Raw genomic sequence first — 16,530 nt, forward strand, 5'->3', positions numbered from 1 at the left:
GGGCGAAATACGATGACCTAGCGTTTAGCCTGCTCGAACAAATTGTCCCACATGCCCAGCACCAGAGTCTGGTCGCGCGGGGAGAGTTCCCCGGCCTGAATGGCTTTCTCCAGACTCCGGGTCACTTCCTCATGAACGGCGTCGGCAGAGTGATCGTCACCCGCTTCCAGCTCGGCTACCGCGAGCGTCAGGTGACCACGCAGATAACCGCTGGCGAACAGCTCATCATCACTGGCGTGTTCCACCATGTCATCAATTAACGCCAGAATGCGTGCTTCAAATTCTGCGATCATCTTCTTTCCTCTGTTAAAGATCTTCCGGCCACGGGAAGCATTCCGCCGTGATTTCCGGCGTGTGGTAATAATTCTGTAAGGCCTTGATAAAGCGCGCCGGGCGTTCCGGGATGCCCTTATCAAGATATTCCATCACCTGCGCGTGCACGCGGCGCTGGAAGACGATACGGTCTGGCTCGAAGTCGCCCTCGAGGTTGTCGCAGCTGACGTTAAACGGATACCCCGCCGCCACGCAGAACAGCCAGTCAAACGCCTGGGGCTTCACCTCAACGTCCTCAAACTGCCCCTGGGTCGCGGCGTCGCGCCCGTCCGGGCAGTACCAGTAGCCGAAGTCCACAAGCTCACGACGCGCTTTCCCGGCGATGCACCAGTGCGAAATCTCGTGAAGCGCGCTGGCATAAAAGCCGTGGGCAAAGACGATGCGGTTGTACGGAACCTCTGCATCAGCAGGAAGATAGATCGGTTCGTCGTCGCCTTTAATCAGACGGGTATTAAAATCGTCAGCAAAACAGCCGTCGAAAATCTCAATCAGCTGTTCGTATTTATGCGTACTGTTCATTAGTGCATCCCCAACCAGGTGAGGATCTCCTGTCCATGGCTGTCATAAAGAAGTTTGGCGCTCATTACGGCCGAGACGATAACGATCATCGGTCGAATCAGTTTTTGCCCTTTGCTTAATACCAGGCGCGAGCCCGCGCGCGCGCCGAGAAACTGCCCCGCCATCATCACAAACCCGGTAGCCCAGATGACCTTGCCGCCAATGATAAACAGCAGCAGGCCGCCGACGTTCGAGGTCGCGTTGAGCACTTTGGCATGGGCGGTGGATTTGGCGAGGTTAAACCCGGCCAGCGTCACAAACGCCAGCGCGTAAAACGAGCCGGCCCCCGGGCCGAAGAAACCGTCGTAAAAACCGACGCAGCCCCCGGCAATCAGGGCAAACGGCAGGCCGTGCAGGCGACGCTGCCGGTCTTCCTCACCGAGCTTTGGCATCAGCAGGAAGTAAAGCCCGATGCAGATGACCAGAATCGGCAGGATCTGGCGCAAAATATCCGACTGCACGTGCTGAACCAGCAGCGCGCCCGACGTGGAGCCGATAAAGGTCATCAGGATGTTAAGCTTCTGGTCGGCCAGGCTCACCACCTTGCGGCGGATAAAATAGAGCGACGCCGAGAGCGAGCCGCCGCAGGCCTGCAGCTTGTTGGTGGCCAGCGCCTGCGCCGGGCTCATGCCCGCCGCCAGCAGCGCGGGGACGGTTAACAACCCGCCGCCGCCCGCAAGAGCATCGATAAAACCGGCCAGCATCGCCACAAAGAACAGCACCACCAGCAGCAGCGGTGACACCATAAACAGATCGACGAAATTATCCATTAAAGTACATGCTCATCCAGTAGCGCCTGGCAGGAAGGCGGCAGCGGAGGCGGTGTCTTCTTCTCAGGCTTAGAGGTTCCAGGTTTTGCCGGTTCAAACCAGCTTTGCAGTTCTGCCCCACAGCCATCGCCTGGCGGAGGTAGCGGCTGATCTTCACATTCCAGGCTGTTCGCCGGGCAGCGCAGGCGAACGTGCATGTGCGCACGATGCTGGAACCACGGACGCACCTTGCGCAGCCAGTCGCGATCGGTTCCGGCATCCAGGCAGAGCTGCTGCTTGATGGCCGGGTTAACAAAAATTCGCGTAACGTCGTTATCTTCCGCCGCCAGCTTGATCATGCTGGATATGTCCCGCGTCCACAGGGACGGCACCACGCGCTTGCCGTCGCTCGCCACCAGATCCAGCGCCTGCGGCTTCAGCAGTTGGGCGGAGCTCCAGCGCGTCTTCGGCAGCTGCAGGAAGATATCGACATCCAGTCCGGTCTGGTGGCTGGCGTGCCCGCCGTTGAAGCGCCCGCCGGCAGGCATGCCCATGTCGCCAATCAGCATCGTCCCCAGCCCCAGGTTGTGCACCTGATTTCCCAGTCGCTGGATGAACAATACCAGGTCAGGGTGGCCGAAATAACGGCGCTGGTCGGTACGCATCACCTGATAGTTATCCGACTGCAGCGGAAGCTCCTGCGCGCCGACGATACAGCCGTTAGAAAAGGCGCCGATAGACTGCGCGCTTCCCGCGACCGGGTGGGTGATTTTTTGCCATGGCGTCGCGGCCAGACTGGCTCCACTGGCGAGCAGCGCCAGCAGAGCAATTGCGGTTTTTTTCATGTTTACCAGCGTGGAATGGTGGTCGTCACATCCGCATTCTGCGCGCGCTGGCGCAGGAAGTGATCCATCAGCACGATCGCCAGCATCGCTTCTGCGATCGGCACCGCGCGGATCCCCACGCACGGATCGTGACGTCCTTTGGTGATCATCTCAACTTCTTCGCCATCGCGGTTAATCGTGTGGCCCGGCACGGTGATGCTGGAGGTTGGCTTGAGCGCGATGTTGGCAATAATCTGCTGCCCGCTGCTGATACCGCCCAGAATGCCGCCCGCGTGGTTGCTCTGGAAGCCCGCCTTCGTGATTTCGTCTCGGTTCTGGCTGCCGCGAAGCCCAACCACGTCGAAGCCGTCGCCAATCTCTACGCCCTTCACCGCGTTGATGCTCATCAGCGCGTGGGCGATGTCGGCGTCGAGACGGTCAAACACCGGCTCGCCCCAGCCCGCCGGGACGCCGTCCGCCACCACGGTGACTTTCGCCCCAATGGAGTCGCCCTCTTTTTTCAGGCCGCGCATCAGTTCGTCCAGCGCCTCAAGCTTGTCGGCATCGGCGCAGAAGAACGGGTTTTGCTCAACCTGATCCCAGTCTTTGATCGCCAGCGGAATGTCGCCCATCTGGGTCAGACAGCCGCGAATAACGATGCCAAATTTCTGCTGCAGGTATTTCTTAGCAATGGCGCCCGCCGCGACGCGCATCGCGGTTTCACGCGCGGAAGAACGTCCGCCGCCGCGATAGTCGCGGAAGCCGTACTTTTGCTCGTAGGTGTAGTCGGCGTGGCCCGGACGGAAGACGTCTTTGATGGCGCCGTAGTCCTGGGAGCGCTGGTCGGTGTTTTCGATCAGCAGGCCAATGCTGGTCCCGGTGGTGCGGCCTTCAAAGACCCCGGAGAGAATTTTGACCTGGTCCGGCTCGCGACGCTGCGTGGTGTAGCGAGAGGTGCCCGGGCGACGACGGTCAAGGTCGTGCTGTAAATCGGCTTCGGTCAGCTCGATGCCTGGCGGTACGCCATCAACGATACAGCCCAGCGCCAGCCCGTGCGACTCGCCAAAGGTGGTCACGCGGAATACCTGTCCAATACTGTTTCCTGCCATCACGGCTCCGATGTTGTTGTTTGTGTTTGAGCGTTGTGAAACGGGCCGAAGCCCGCTGGATTAATCTTTATAGATGCTGAAGTGTTCGCGCGCGTCGAGCAGCTGCGCTTTGGTCAGCATAAAGACGCCGTCACCGCCGTTGTCGAACTCAAGCCAGGTGAACGGCACATCCGGGTACTGCTCTATCAGATGTACCATGCTGTTGCCCACTTCACAAATCAGAACGCCGTCGTCGGTCAGATAATCCGGCGCGCAGGCCAGGATGCGGCGGGTCAGCTTCAGGCCGTCAGATCCTGACGCCAGACCCAGCTCCGGCTCGTGGCGATATTCGTTCGGCAGATCCGACATATCTTCCGCATCGACGTACGGCGGGTTGGTGACGATCAGATCGTACTGCAGCGTCGGCAGGTCGCGGAACAGGTCAGAGCGAATTGGCGTGACGTGGTGGATCAGGCCGTGCTCTTCAATGTTGTGCTCGGTGACCGCCAGCGCGTCGGTGGAGATATCGACGGCGTCCACTTCCGCTTCCGGGAAGGCGTACGCGCAGGCAATGGCGATACAGCCGCTGCCGGTACACATATCCAGAATGTGCTGCGGCTGATGGCCGATAAGGCCTTCAAAGTGGTTGTTGATCAGCTCACCAATCGGCGAGCGCGGCACCAGCACGCGTTCGTCAACATAGAACTCGTGGCCGCAGAACCAGGCTTTGTTGGTCAGGTAGGCGACCGGAATGCGTTCGTTGACGCGGCGGATCACGCGCTCAACGATGCGGTGTTTTTCGCTGGAGGTCAGGCGCGCGGTGCGCATGTCTTCCGGAATATCCAGCGGCAGATAGAGGGACGGCAGCACCAGCTGCACGGCCTCATCCCACGGGTTGTCGGTACCGTGGCCGTACCAGATATTGGCGGCGCTGAAGCGGCTAACCGACCAGCGCAACATGTCCTGTATGGTATGCAGCTCGTTTACTGCTTCATCGACAAAAATTTTATCCACTCTTTCCTCCAGGGCATGCTCGCATAATTTTCGGCGGCTAGTTTGCCATGAAGACGGCGATAAATCAGCAATGACGCGTCCCGCTTGAGGTTAAAAAATGCGTTTAGTCGGGTACACTGTCGGAAATACGAGATGAGAATGACGAATGAAAAAGAAAACATCGCTCAGCGAGGAGGATCAGGCGCTGTTCAGGCAGCTCATGACCGGGACGCGTAAAATCGCGCAGGACACCATTGTCCATCGCCCGCTGCGTAAAAAAATCACTGAAGTCCCGGTCAAACGGCTGCTGCAGGAGCAGGCGGATAATAGCCACTATTTTTCAGATGAATTTCAGCCGCTGCTTAACACGCAGGGCGCGGTGAAGTACGTGCGCGAAGACGTCAGCCATTTTGAGCTGAAAAAATTACGTCGCGGGGATTATTCGCCGGAGCTGTTTCTCGATCTGCACGGGTTAACGCAGATGCAGGCCAAACAGGAGCTGGGGGCGTTGATCGCCGCCTGTCGCCGCGAGCATGTTTTTTGCGCCTGCGTGATGCACGGCCACGGTAAACATATCCTTAAGCAGCAGACGCCGCTGTGGCTGGCTCAGCACCCGCACGTGATGGCGTTTCATCAGGCACCGAAAGAGTACGGCGGAGATGCCGCATTGCTGGTGTTGATAGAAGTAGAAGAGTGGCAGCCGCCAGAGTTGCCCTGACAGCACGGCGGGAAGCTGATTGCTCCCCGCCCTATCGCACGTCACGTCAGATCGCTTTTGCCATCTTCAGATTGCACGGACTCATTTGCCAGTTGAAGACACCTTTGCCCGTTTCGTCGAGAGAAACATTGGCAATGGCGGATGTCGTGAACATCGGCGGGGTCTCGCCCGGGCACAGCTCAGATACCAGATAGCCAACCAGTGGCAGGTGGGAAATGACCAGCGCGGAAGCGACACCTTCATTGCACAACGCCTGAAGATAAGCGCTGACAAGGCCGACATCGCCACAAGGGGTGAGTTCAGGAAGAACATCCACGCTGGACGGCAGGTTCATACACTCCCCTACCACGTCCAACGTCTGTTCTGCGCGCAGGAACGGACTCACCAGAACGCGCTCGATGTCCACTTTTTGACCGTTAAGCCAGTTCGCCATCAGACGAGATTCGTCGCAGCCACAGACGGTCAAAGGACGTACTGAGTCACTGGCGGCATCGAGTGCCGCGTCGCCGTGACGCATGATAAAAACTTGCATATTGCACCGCTTTTGTTAACCAGAATCACCGGCGTTAACTACCCGCGATAGATGCTATGAGGTAGAAAACCCGATGGCCGGGCATTGTGCCTGATCCATTCGGTGAATGAAACGCTGTTTTTTACCTCAATGGCGTAAGTATAGTCAATCTCTGTTTACAAAATCGCCAGAACAGGTTCATTTACTTTAGGATTTACCCTTCTTTGACCTCAGCTTACGAGGACAGTTTCCCTTGCAGGCCAAAATGTCTGGCCTCGTTCCGCCATCTGCAATAATTCGTCACACGGTGTGAACCGCGGACCATATTGCGACGCCAAACGCTGCAGGATCGCAACCACTTCACCCGCGCCGAGCGTATCCATATAACGGAACGGGCCGCCAAGAAACGGCGGGAAACCAATGCCAAATACCGCGCCGATGTCGCCGTCGCGCGCGCTCCCGATGACCTTTTCACCAAAGCAGCGCGCCGCTTCATTGAGCATCATCATTACGCAGCGCTCTGCACACTGAACGGCGGACAGTTTTCCCTGCCCCGAGGTCGAAATAAGCCCATAAACCGAAGGGTCGACCTGTTTCTTGCTTTTACGCCCTTTCGCGCCGTAAAGATAGAAACCGCGTTCATTTTTTCTGCCTTTGCGATCGTCCTTCAAAATTGCAGAAACAATGTTTGCAGGCGGGCTAAAACGATCGCCATAAGCCGCCTCCAGTACAGGTATAATTTTAGTGCCGGTGTCTATTCCCACCTCATCCAAAAGTTGGATTGGGCCAACGGGGAAACCAAACTTCACCAGCGACTCGTCGACGTGCTCGATCTTCTCGCCTTCCGTCAGCAGCCGCATGGCTTCATTAATGTAGGGAGCCAGAATGCGGTTAACGTAGAAGCCGGCTTTATCTGCAACCACGATCGGCGTTTTGCCCTGCTTCTTCGCAAGCTTGACCACCGTGGCGATGGTTTGCGGGCTGGTGGTCGCGTGGGGAATAACCTCCACCAGCGGCATTTTTTCGACCGGGCTAAAGAAGTGCAGCCCTATCACCTGCTCCGGACGCGCGGCGTTTGCCGCGATATCGCCAATAGGTAATGACGACGTATTGGAGGCGAAAATAGTGTGCGGCGCGCAGCGTTGCTCAACGTCTGCCACCATCTGCTGCTTAAGCGCCAGATCTTCAAATACGGCTTCAATCACCAGGTCGCGGTGCGCAAAACCGCTGTAATCCGTCGTACCGGAGATCATCGCCAGGGTTTTATCACGCTCGCTTGCCTTGATATGGCGGCGTTTGACTTTTTGATCAAGGCTCTGCCAGCTGTACTGCAGCGCGTGATTGATTCCCTTAGGATTAATGTCTTTGATGCGTACAGGCAGTTTGCCTTTGCTGGCGGTAACAAACGCGATACCGCCGCCCATGAGCCCCCCGCCGAGTACGCCAATGGCGCGCAGCGGTGCGGGTTCAGCCTCGCTGCCGGGATCTTTTTTCACGTCCGTGCTGGCGAAGAAGATACTGCGCAGCGCCCGGGACTGCGGCGTCATCGCCAGTTCACCAAAGGCTTTGGCCTCCGCGGCATAGCCGCTGCTGCTTCCCTGGGCCAACCCGGTCTCAATGACCTCCAGGATCCGCTTTGCCGCCGGGTAGTTACCTTTGGTTTTTTGTTCGGTCTTTTTGCCCACCATGTTGAACAGGAACGCTCTCCCCAGCGGGCCGGCCAGCACGCGCTCGCGAACCGGCAGAGGACGTTTTGCCTGACGCCCTTTCAGCGCAAGCTCAACGGCGGCCTCCAGCAAAATGGACTGCGGCACGACGTCATCGACCAGACCGGCTTTCAGCGCCTGACGGGCACGCAGCTGTTTACCGGTTAAGATCATCTCCAGCGCCGTGCTGACGCCCACCAGGCGCGGCAGCCGCTGCGTTCCGCCGGAACCGGGCAGGAGTCCTAATTGCACCTCTGGCAGGCCGAGAATGGTTTTCGCATCGTCGGTACAAATGCGGCTGTGGCAGGCCAGCGCCAGCTCAAGTCCGCCGCCCAGACAGGCGCCGTGGATCGCTGCGATAACCGGGATCGGCAGGCCGTTGATCTCGGCCATCACCTGCTGGCCCTGACGCGCCAGCTCTTCGGCTTCCAGCGCGCTTTGCGCCCGGGCGATCATGTTGATATCGGCCCCGGCGATAAAGTTATCCGGCTTGGCGGAGATAAACACCAGGCCGCGAATGGCTTTGTTGTCGCGGATCTGCTTTAGCATCGCGCGCACCTGAACGCCAAATTCGGCCTTCAGGGTATTCATCTTTTCATCAGGCACATCAATAGTGATAACGGCCACGTTGTCGAGGCGAACCGTCAGATTAAATGCAGATGGCATATCCATTATTCAGCCTCCAGAACCATTGCTGCGCCGAGGCCGCCCGCCGCACAGGCGGTAACAAGGCCAAACCCGCCGCCGCGGCGACGGAGTTCATGTAATGTTTGCGTGATCATCCTCGCCCCCGTGGCGGCAAACGGATGTCCGTAGGCGATAGACCCGCCAAGCACGTTGAATTTACTCTGATCCACTTCGCCCGTGGCATGGGCGCGGCCCAGCACATCGCGCGCGAAGCGCTCGCTTGCCAGCAGCTGTACGTTTGCCAGGGTTTGTGCGGCGAAGGCTTCGTGCATATCAATCAGGGTTAAATCAGCCAGCGTCAGCCCCGCGCGATCCAGCGCCAGCGGCGTGGACCAGGCCGGTCCCAACAGCATGTCCTGCCAGACGTCAATCGCGGTGAAGGCATAGCTGCGCAAATAGCCCAGAGGGGTGATGCCCAGCTCTTTCGCGCGGGATTCGGTCATCAGGATCACGGCGGCGGCACCATCCGTCAGCGGCGTACTGTTCGCCGCCGTCACCGTACCGTGCTTGCGGTCAAATGCCGGACGCAGTTTGGCGTAATCCGCAAGGGTTGAGGTGCCGCGAATATTGTTGTCCTCCGCGAGCGGTTCGCGATAGGGCGGGATGTAGGCGGTCATGACCTCGTCGGTCAGCTTGCCTTCCGACCAGGCTTTTGCCGCCAGCTGATGTGAACGATGCGCCAGGGCATCCTGCTGTTCACGGGTAATGCCGTAGGTTTTCGCCATCTGCTCGGCGGTATCGCCCATGCGCAGGCCGGTGGAATATTCCGCGACGGCAGGCGGTACGGGCATAAGGTCGCGCAGGCGTAAACGCGAGAAGAGTTTGAGTTTCTGACCCGTCGTACGGGCTTTGTTGGCATCCACCAGGATACGCGCAAGCTTTTTACTCACCCCAATTGGCAGCACCGAAGAGGAGTCTGCCCCACCTGCAATCCCGGCGCGAATCGTGCCCGCCATCAGGCTTTCGGCGACGTTAGCCACGGCCTGGAAACTGGTTGCGCAGGCGCGGCTGACGCTGTAGGCGTCGGTATGCACGTTCATCCCGGTACCGAGGACGATTTCTCGCGCAATATTGGGGGCTTCGGGCATCTGTACAACCTGGCCGAACACCAGCTGTTCGATGACCTCCGGCGGAATTTCGCTGCGAGCCAGCATCTCCCCCACTACCATTTTCCCCAGGTCGACGGCCGGTATGCCATGAAACGCCGTTGCCTGACGCGCAAAGGGCGTGCGCAATCCACTGACTATGGCAATGCGATCGCCCTGACGGGTAATAAGCGGTAATGCCTGACTCATAACACTCCCCTGTAAAAAATTTACGCAAATATAAAGTGGTCTGACCTGATAATAGTCTTAACCATTTTTTTACATTCAGCCAATCAGGGAAACGAAAAAGTGCGAGCTAAAACACAGAGAAGAAAAAGAAAATGCTCCGAGGTAAAAGCAAAACGGTAACCCGTAGGTTACCGTTTTTAATGTTTGCGCCCTCTCCCTGTGGGTGTACAGTCCGGGGACATAGTGAACACTTGTTCGGGGACATGGTAGACACTTACAACTAAGGCATAAGAACCCGTTTATGGAGTCGCTTATGCCCTGGGATGCGAGAGATACCATGTCATTACGTACCGAGTTTGTTTTGTTCGCCTCGCAGGACGGGGCGAACATCCGTTCCCTCTGCCGTCGCTTCGGCATTTCACCTGCTACCGGCTACAAGTGGCTTCAGCGCTGGGCTGTCGAGGGCGAACCCGGCCTGCAGGACCGCCCCCGCACGCCGCATCATTCCCCCAACCGCTCGTCTGACGACGTCACCGCCCTGCTGCGCATGGCACATGAGCGTCATGAACGCTGGGGCGCCCGCAAGATTAAGCGCTGGCTGGAAGACCAGGGACACCGTATGCCTGCCTTCAGCACTGTCCATAACCTGATGGCCCGTCACGGCCTGCTGCCCGGCACGGCTCCGGGTATTCCGGCCACCGGACGGTTCGAACATGACGCCCCGAACCGGCTCTGGCAGATGGATTTTAAGGGGCACTTCCCCTTTGGCGGCGGCCGTTGCCATCCGCTCACCCTGCTCGACGACCACTCCCGTTTTTCCCTGTGCCTCACACACTGTACCGATGAACGGCGTGAGACCGTGCAGCAACAGCTGGTCAGCGTCTTTGAACGCTACGGCCTGCCGGACCGGATGACGATGGATAACGGCTCACCGTGGGGCGACACCACCGGCACCTGGACGGCGCTGGAGCTGTGGCTGATGCGCCACGGTATCCGGGTGGGCCACTCCCGGCCTTATCATCCGCAGACGCAGGGCAAGCTGGAGCGTTTTCACCGCAGCCTGAAGGCGGAAGTGCTGCAGGGGAAATGGTTCGCGGACAGCGGCGAGCTGCAGCGTGCCTTCGACCACTGGCGGACGGTCTATAACCTTGAACGCCCGCACGAGGCGCTGGATATGGCGGTCCCGGCCTCACGCTATCAGCCGTCTGGGCGGCAGTACAGCGGCAGCGTGACGCCCCCGGAATACGATGAAGGTGTGCTGGTCAGGAAAGTGGATATCAGCGGGAAGCTGAGCTTACAGGGAGCCAGTCTGAATGCAGGAAAGGCGTTCAGGGGAGAACGGGTGGGGCTGAAGGAGACGCAGGAGGATGGCTGCTATGAAGTGTGGTGGTACAGCACGAAAGTGGGGGTGATCGACCTGAAGAAAAAGTCGATCACCATGGGTAAAGGATGTTAAAAAGTGTTCACCATGTCCCCGAACACCTGTCTACCATGTCCCCGGACCGTACAGTGGGAGAGGGTCGGGGTGAGGGCATCAGGCCGCAGAAATTAACGCAGACCCAGCTGGAAAATCAGCGTTTCTGCTTCGCAGGCGAAGACAAAGTCGATGTCCAGCTTCACGCCGCCTTCCACTTCGGTAAAGGTAGACTTGATTTCACACGGATCGGATTCAACATCACGCGCACGCTTGCTCAGCGCGGCCAGGGTTTCTTCCGCGTCAGCGCGGTTGGTGAATACACGGCTGTAAGAGGCGGTGCAATCGGTGTTGTCCATGATGGTACCAACATCCATACAGCAGCAAACCGGGGTTTCATCAGCACTGCATTTACTCATAGCTCAATTTCCTCTGTATTCGCGCAGCGCGCGAGATAAACACGATGCTGCTATTTTACGCCCCGGCGCGGGCTCTCTCCAGCCGTTAATGGCGCAAAATCGGATAAGTGACCAATATCACACTAAAAAATGATCTAAAACAAAAACCACCCTTTTGGGTGAGTCGCGATGGTCACAATTTTGCCAACCAGATCTCGTTTCACGAAACATGTTTGAAAATATTAATAAACAAACTTGCAACATTCAGGCTGGTCGGACCTATACTCTGGCCACTGGTCTGATTTGTCTGTCATACCTCAGACCCTACACTTCGCGCTCCTGTTACGGTATGTAACAATTATTGAATAAAAATAACTCAATGAGGTTATGGTCATGAGCCAGAAAACCCTGTTCAACAAGACTGCGCTGGCAGTCGCAGTGGCACTCGTCTCCACTTCCGCCTGGTCAGCGGGCTTTCAGTTAAACGAATTTTCTTCCTCTGGCCTTGGCCGTGCGTATTCCGGGGAAGGCGCTATTGCGGATGATGCGGGCAACGCGAGTCGCAACCCTGCATTAATCATGATGTTCGATCGTCCGACATTCTCTGCCGGTGCTATTTTTGTCGATCCAGGGGTTGATATCTCTGGCCGTTCACCGACAGGCGCCAATCTGAAAGCGGATAACATTGCCCCAACGGCATGGGTTCCAAACATGCACTTCGTGGCGCCGATTAACGACCAGTTCGGCTGGGGCGCATCCGTAACCTCAAACTACGGTTTAGCAACCGAGTTCAATAACGACTATGCAGCTGGGGCTTTCGGCGGTAAAACCGACCTGGAAACTCTGAACCTGAACCTGAGCGGTGCTTACCGTCTGGATAACCACTGGAGTTTCGGCGTTGGCTTTGACGCTGTGTATGCAAAAGCGAAGATCGAACGCTACGCGGGCGACCTGGGCAAAGTCGTCGCGGGCTCAGGCGCACTGCCGCCAGCCCTGGCGCGTCAAGTTGCGGGTATCCCGGCAGACACTCAGATCGCGTATCTGAAGGGTGATGAGTGGGGCTTTGGCTGGAACGCCGGTATCCTTTATGAAATCGATAAAAACAACCGTTACGGCTTTACCTACCGTTCCGAAGTTAAAATCGACTTTGATGGCGATTACAAGAGCAGCCTCCCTTCAGCTTATAACCAGATCCTCGGCAACTTCGGTCTGCCGATGGGAACCAATGGCCAAACCACTGGCGGCTCTCTGAGCCTGCACCTCCCTGAAATGTGGGAACTGTCAGGTTATAACAAAGTGGCTCCACAGTGGGCTGTCCACTATAGCCTGACCTACACCAGCTGGAGCCAGTTCCAGGAACTTAAGGCGACCAACAGCAATGGCGACACGCTCTTCTATAAAGATGAAAGCTTCCGTGATGCTTACCGCATCGCGCTGGGGACTACCTACTATATGGATGACAACTGGACCTTCCGTACCGGTATTGCCTTCGATGACAGTCCGGTACCCGCTGACAAACGTTCTATTTCCATTCCCGATCAGGACCGCTTCTGGCTGAGCGCGGGTGCGACTTATGCATTCAACAAAGACGCCTCTGTTGATGCCGGCATCTCTTATATGCACGGTCAAAAAGTTAACTTTAAGGAAGGTCCTTATGAGTTCTCTTCCGAAGGTAAAGCCTGGCTGTACGGCATGAACTTCAACTACGCGTTCTAATCGCGCTTGAATCAAAAAAGGTGAGCATCGCTCACCTTTTTTATTTACTCCGAATCGATATCTTTGAGTTCGTTTTCGATCGCCTTCGCGTTCGGGTTCTCTTCCGGCTTCAGCTTACCGCCGTTGGCAATAAAGTCATGATTCTGGAAGTAGGCTTCACGCACCATAATGTATGGATCGGAAGACTGGCGAAGCAGACCATCAGAGTCGAGCAGCTGCGCGCGGGTTTCAATGCCTTCCACCGTCCATTTACCCACCGACAGCGGCCAGGTCAGCCACGACAGGACCGGATACAGCGTATCCACCATATCGCCACCATCGTCGCGGATCGTAAAGCTACCGTAGAACGGTAACTGCACGTAAGGGCCATATCCCACGCCATAATGCCCCAGCGTGCTGCCGAACCGGTGCGGCTGTTCACGCTGCAGTTTCGGGTTCGCCATGCCTGCGACGTCAATAAAGCCGCCCATCCCCAAAATGGAGTTCAGGAAGAAGCGGGTAAAGTGCACCATCCCCTGATACGGATTACCCTGCAGGAAGTAGTTCACCATTACCGCAGGCTCTTCGAGGTTGCTGGTAAAGTTACTTAACCCGTTACGCGCAGGTTGCGGAACATAATCACGCCATGCTACTGCCACCGGACGAACCACATACGGGTCCAGTACGTTGTAGTTGAAGTTATACATGGAGCGGTTAAATCCTTCGAGAGGATCGGAGCGTCCCGTTTGCTCACCGGAGCTGGCGCAGCCCACAAGCATCGTCGCGCCAAGCGCAAGCGCCGACAGCCGAAGTTTCATAAATATCTCCCTGTTCAGTATGGCTATCGTTGATTGCCATCCGTAACGGAGCCGTTGGCGCTCCGTCTGTAAACGTGCAAGCGATTGTAACAGCACGTTTACCGATGTCTATGAGCACAATTACGGGCAGTAACCACCGTGACTCTGATCTCAGCATAGCCTGGCTTTTGGAATTCGTTTCGCTGCCAATTTTATAATGACTTTGAAAGAGATGTATTGCCTTTGTTGTCATTGCCGCCAATTTAAGAGCATCCCCACAGGCAACCTGATAAAAGCCGCTACGCTTAACAGAAAGATCAACCTCCGGGAGCAGATATGAAAGACATTGGTGAAGAAAAAATTGGCGAGAGCAATGAGGAACTTGAAATTGAAAGCGAGGAGAAAGCGCGCGGCGAGAAGATAGAAATTGATGAAGATCGCCTTCCCTCCCGCGCGATGGCCATCCACGAGCATATACGCCAGGATGGCGAAAAAGAGATGGAGCGCGATGCCATGGCCCTCTTCTGGTCTGCCATCGCTGCCGGGCTCTCAATGGGCGCATCTCTGCTGGCAAAAGGGATATTTCATGTCCAGCTGGAAGGCGTCCCCGGTGGCTTTTTACTGGAGAACCTCGGCTATACCTTCGGCTTTATTATTGTCATCATGGCCCGCCAGCAGCTGTTTACCGAAAATACGGTGACCGCCGTTTTGCCGGTAATGCAAAACCCAACCCTCGGCAATTTTGGTTTATTGATGCGGCTTTGGAGCGTGGTTCTGCTGGGTAATATGATCGGCACCGGCATCGCGGCATGGGCATTTGAATATATGCCGATTTTTGATGAACCCACTCGGGATGCCTTTGTGAAAATTGGCATGGACGTGATGAAAAACACCCCAGTCGAGATGTTCTCGAATGCCATCATCTCCGGCTGGATTATTGCCACGATGGTCTGGATGTTTCCCTCGGCGGGGAGCGCCAAAATTGTGGTAATCATATTGATGACCTGGCTGATTGCCCTGGCGGACACCACGCATATTGTGGTTGGTACCGTTGAAATCCTCTATCTGGTCTTTAACGGTACGCTTCACTGGAGCGATTTTTTCTGGCCTTTCGCCCTTCCGACGCTGGCGGGAAACATCTGCGGCGGAACGTTTATCTTTGCGCTGTTAAGCCATGCTCAAATACGTAACGACATGTCGAACAAACGCAAAGCTGAGCTTAAGGCACAGCAAAATGAGGATAAATCAGCAAAAAAACGGGCTGAACGGTGACTCTTTGAGCAGTCAGGCGGCGATGCGCTTAACGCAAAGTGCAAATAACGCTATACTCGTGCCGCCTCGTCCCCTTAGTTAAATGGATATAACGAGCCCCTCCTAAGGGCTAGTTGCAGGTTCGATTCCTGCAGGGGACACCATGACCTCCCTCTCTTTTTCGCAAATCCGCGCCGTCAACCTATTGAGCAGAAGCATCCTGTTTTATTTGGGCATAGCGCATTAACAGCTGTTTGAAATGCAGTTCAAGTTGCGTCTTGTTAGCTTCAGGAAGCGCATCTCCTTCAGGAGTCTGCGACAGCCTTCGCAGCTGTTCTTCGGCCGGTATCGACTTATTAAATGACTGCATGGCGGCAAAAACGACTGACTTCAACTCACTCACGGTCATGTATTTACCCTTCTGCTCATCAAGGCCATTCAGGCGATGACTCAGCGTCTCCAGCGTTGCCATGCCCTGGTGCCAGCCGTTCAGTTGTTCATCCGGTAACGCCGCGGCATTCCGCTGTTGCAGCCAATGCTTTACAAGTGGCTTAGCCTGCTCCGGCCACAGTATCTCCGCCTGCTCGGTGAGTTTTCGACTGTAGGTAATGCTCCAGTCGGGAGGCAATTTATCCAGCAGGGCAAGCTGCTGCTGCGTTTGCGCAAGCGCCGTTTGCGGTAGCGGAGATTGCTGCCGCAACGTTTTAAGCTGTTCAGGTGAAAGAGGTGCTGGGAGGGGTGACAGTGAGGCTGCAAGCTGAGCCTGTAGCGGGTCAGGGTAGTTAAGATACTGCCAGCCCCACACTGCAAGTGCGCTTATCGTCAGCATGGTACACATCCCGGCGATGAAGAATTTCCATCTATTCACCTGAACGGGTATTGCCGTCTGGACTTCCACATTCGCCTGGTATTCCGGCTGCGCGACGTATACCCATTTTGCCGCTTCGTTCCGGGCGTTATTTTCCTCGACAGGGCTGCTGGTCGGGACCGTCGCTCCATCGCTGTTTTCCAGCCGGACTGCGCTGCTGTGCACCTGAACACGCAACGTCTCGAGCTGGCTAAGATGCTTAAGCTCGAGACGCTGCAGCACCTCCCCCAGCGCGGTGAGGCGTTGTTCAGCCTGATAGAGCTCGCTGAGGTCACTGTAGTTGAGCGCAAGCGAGCGCAACCGTTGCTGCAGACGCTGGCTCAGGCTGCTGAGGATTTCCATTCGGGCATGTACCGGCTGCGGCCACAGCGTCCCCCACTGATGGCCTATCAGCGCCTCCAGTATCGTGAGCCCTTCGTTGAGCCCGGGTAGCCCGGCCAGCTGCGTTCGTGCCAGCGTGTACCAGGAGAGCGTCTGTAGCTCTACGCCGTTCTGCTCAAACAGTGAGAGACAGCGTTTTTCGACAGACTGCCAGTTCACATCAGGGCGAGCCGGATGCGTGAGCTTACTGAGCTCATCGCGCAGGGCGGCATAGTCCGGCAGCGTGCGCGGGTCGCCGCCGGTTTTGATTTTACGCGGGGTGATGTCTTTCATGACCATATATCC

General features: G+C 56.7%; 16 protein-coding genes and 1 tRNA gene. 5 read left to right on the plus strand and 12 right to left on the minus strand.

All coding sequences use genetic code 11. The annotated features are described in order from the left end of the window. Positions 1-17: 17 nt before the first annotated feature. From FY206_RS17370 to prmB, 6 genes are read right to left on the minus strand one after another with little or no spacing between them, the layout of a single operon-like run. Complete coding sequence (locus FY206_RS17370; RefSeq protein WP_032642024.1) at positions 18-293, minus strand: YfcL family protein; 276 nt, start codon at positions 291-293, stop codon at positions 18-20. A gap of 13 nt (positions 294-306) precedes the next feature. After that, positions 307-852, minus strand: a complete 546-nt coding sequence (locus tag FY206_RS17375; RefSeq protein WP_032642025.1) for an elongation factor P hydroxylase — start codon at positions 850-852, stop codon at positions 307-309. After that, positions 852-1,661: a sulfite exporter TauE/SafE family protein gene (locus tag FY206_RS17380; protein WP_032642026.1), complete on the minus strand. Its 810-nt coding sequence runs from the start codon at positions 1,659-1,661 to the stop codon at positions 852-854. The genes FY206_RS17375 and FY206_RS17380 overlap by 1 nt, the downstream gene beginning before the upstream one ends. Continuing rightward, entirely contained in the window at positions 1,661-2,485 is an 825-nt protein-coding gene (gene mepA, locus FY206_RS17385) for a penicillin-insensitive murein endopeptidase (RefSeq protein ID WP_032642028.1), read from the minus strand. The genes FY206_RS17380 and mepA overlap by 1 nt, the downstream gene beginning before the upstream one ends. A 2-nt stretch (positions 2,486-2,487) precedes the next feature. Then, positions 2,488-3,573, minus strand: a complete 1,086-nt coding sequence (aroC, locus tag FY206_RS17390) for a chorismate synthase (RefSeq protein ID WP_032642030.1) — start codon at positions 3,571-3,573, stop codon at positions 2,488-2,490. Positions 3,574-3,633: 60 nt separating this feature from the next. Further along, on the minus strand, positions 3,634-4,566 hold the full coding sequence (prmB, locus tag FY206_RS17395) for a 50S ribosomal protein L3 N(5)-glutamine methyltransferase (RefSeq protein ID WP_008502612.1): 933 nt from the start codon (positions 4,564-4,566) through the stop codon (positions 3,634-3,636). A gap of 145 nt (positions 4,567-4,711) precedes the next feature. On the opposite strand from prmB, the gene smrB reads away from it, so the two are divergent. Beyond that, entirely contained in the window at positions 4,712-5,263 is a 552-nt protein-coding gene (gene smrB, locus FY206_RS17400) for an endonuclease SmrB (protein WP_032642032.1), read from the plus strand. 46 nt (positions 5,264-5,309) lie between these two features. Here smrB and sixA read toward each other — a convergent pair whose 3' ends face one another. The 3 genes from sixA to fadI all read right to left on the minus strand — a co-directional run bounded on the left by sixA (position 5,310) and on the right by fadI (position 9,462). After that, positions 5,310-5,795 (minus strand): phosphohistidine phosphatase SixA, encoded by a 486-nt coding sequence (gene sixA, locus FY206_RS17405; protein ID WP_024907662.1) that lies wholly within the window; start codon positions 5,793-5,795, stop codon positions 5,310-5,312. A 209-nt stretch (positions 5,796-6,004) separates the two neighbouring features. Next, on the minus strand, positions 6,005-8,152 hold the full coding sequence (gene fadJ, locus FY206_RS17410; protein ID WP_032642034.1) for a fatty acid oxidation complex subunit alpha FadJ: 2,148 nt from the start codon (positions 8,150-8,152) through the stop codon (positions 6,005-6,007). Beyond that, positions 8,152-9,462, minus strand: coding sequence for an acetyl-CoA C-acyltransferase FadI (fadI, locus tag FY206_RS17415; RefSeq protein WP_021241580.1), 1,311 nt, complete (start codon positions 9,460-9,462; stop codon positions 8,152-8,154). Before fadI ends, fadJ begins: the two co-directional genes overlap by 1 nt. A 292-nt stretch (positions 9,463-9,754) precedes the next feature. Between fadI and FY206_RS17420 the strand changes: the two genes are divergently transcribed. Next, positions 9,755-10,897 (plus strand): IS481 family transposase, encoded by a 1,143-nt coding sequence (locus tag FY206_RS17420; protein ID WP_032642036.1) that lies wholly within the window; start codon positions 9,755-9,757, stop codon positions 10,895-10,897. Between the two features lie 92 nt (positions 10,898-10,989). Here FY206_RS17420 and FY206_RS17425 read toward each other — a convergent pair whose 3' ends face one another. After that, positions 10,990-11,274 (minus strand): YfcZ/YiiS family protein, encoded by a 285-nt coding sequence (locus FY206_RS17425; RefSeq protein ID WP_032642037.1) that lies wholly within the window; start codon positions 11,272-11,274, stop codon positions 10,990-10,992. Between the two features lie 372 nt (positions 11,275-11,646). Here FY206_RS17425 and fadL point away from each other — a divergent pair, with 372 nt between their 5' ends. Further along, positions 11,647-12,969, plus strand: coding sequence for a long-chain fatty acid transporter FadL (gene fadL, locus FY206_RS17430; protein ID WP_032642038.1), 1,323 nt, complete (start codon positions 11,647-11,649; stop codon positions 12,967-12,969). A gap of 44 nt (positions 12,970-13,013) precedes the next feature. Here fadL and mlaA read toward each other — a convergent pair whose 3' ends face one another. Further along, positions 13,014-13,766, minus strand: a complete 753-nt coding sequence (gene mlaA, locus FY206_RS17435; RefSeq protein WP_032642039.1) for a phospholipid-binding lipoprotein MlaA — start codon at positions 13,764-13,766, stop codon at positions 13,014-13,016. A 315-nt stretch (positions 13,767-14,081) separates the two neighbouring features. Here mlaA and FY206_RS17440 point away from each other — a divergent pair, with 315 nt between their 5' ends. Together FY206_RS17440 and FY206_RS17445 are read left to right on the plus strand one after the other, a co-directional pair. Then, positions 14,082-15,017, plus strand: coding sequence for a formate/nitrite transporter family protein (locus tag FY206_RS17440; protein ID WP_032642040.1), 936 nt, complete (start codon positions 14,082-14,084; stop codon positions 15,015-15,017). A 68-nt stretch (positions 15,018-15,085) separates the two neighbouring features. Then, positions 15,086-15,160: transfer RNA gene (locus FY206_RS17445), tRNA-Arg, on the plus strand. Between the two features lie 38 nt (positions 15,161-15,198). Here FY206_RS17445 and FY206_RS17450 read toward each other — a convergent pair. Further along, complete coding sequence (locus tag FY206_RS17450) at positions 15,199-16,518, minus strand: VasL domain-containing protein (RefSeq protein WP_077064475.1); 1,320 nt, start codon at positions 16,516-16,518, stop codon at positions 15,199-15,201. Between the last annotated feature and the right edge of the window lie 12 nt (positions 16,519-16,530).

Origin of the sequence: Enterobacter chengduensis (assembly GCF_001984825.2) — a bacterium.
Classification (GTDB): Bacteria; Pseudomonadota; Gammaproteobacteria; order Enterobacterales; family Enterobacteriaceae; genus Enterobacter; species Enterobacter chengduensis.

Bases quoted from the DNA above. Each gene is read 5' to 3' on its own strand.
- FY206_RS17370 (WP_032642024.1), bottom strand. From the start codon at position 293: ATGATCGCAGAATTTGAAGCACGCATTCTGGCGTTAATTGATGACATG.
- FY206_RS17375 (WP_032642025.1), bottom strand. From the start codon at position 852: ATGAACAGTACGCATAAATACGAACAGCTGATTGAGATTTTCGACGGC.
- FY206_RS17380 (WP_032642026.1), bottom strand. From the start codon at position 1,661: ATGGATAATTTCGTCGATCTGTTTATGGTGTCACCGCTGCTGCTGGTG.
- mepA (WP_032642028.1), bottom strand. From the start codon at position 2,485: ATGAAAAAAACCGCAATTGCTCTGCTGGCGCTGCTCGCCAGTGGAGCC.
- aroC (WP_032642030.1), bottom strand. From the start codon at position 3,573: ATGGCAGGAAACAGTATTGGACAGGTATTCCGCGTGACCACCTTTGGC.
- smrB (WP_032642032.1), top strand. From the start codon at position 4,712: ATGAAAAAGAAAACATCGCTCAGCGAGGAGGATCAGGCGCTGTTCAGG.
- sixA (WP_024907662.1), bottom strand. From the start codon at position 5,795: ATGCAAGTTTTTATCATGCGTCACGGCGACGCGGCACTCGATGCCGCC.
- fadJ (WP_032642034.1), bottom strand. From the start codon at position 8,152: ATGGATATGCCATCTGCATTTAATCTGACGGTTCGCCTCGACAACGTG.
- fadI (WP_021241580.1), bottom strand. From the start codon at position 9,462: ATGAGTCAGGCATTACCGCTTATTACCCGTCAGGGCGATCGCATTGCC.
- FY206_RS17420 (WP_032642036.1), top strand. From the start codon at position 9,755: ATGCCCTGGGATGCGAGAGATACCATGTCATTACGTACCGAGTTTGTT.
- FY206_RS17425 (WP_032642037.1), bottom strand. From the start codon at position 11,274: ATGAGTAAATGCAGTGCTGATGAAACCCCGGTTTGCTGCTGTATGGAT.
- fadL (WP_032642038.1), top strand. From the start codon at position 11,647: ATGAGCCAGAAAACCCTGTTCAACAAGACTGCGCTGGCAGTCGCAGTG.
- mlaA (WP_032642039.1), bottom strand. From the start codon at position 13,766: ATGAAACTTCGGCTGTCGGCGCTTGCGCTTGGCGCGACGATGCTTGTG.
- FY206_RS17440 (WP_032642040.1), top strand. From the start codon at position 14,082: ATGAAAGACATTGGTGAAGAAAAAATTGGCGAGAGCAATGAGGAACTT.
- FY206_RS17450 (WP_077064475.1), bottom strand. From the start codon at position 16,518: ATGAAAGACATCACCCCGCGTAAAATCAAAACCGGCGGCGACCCGCGC.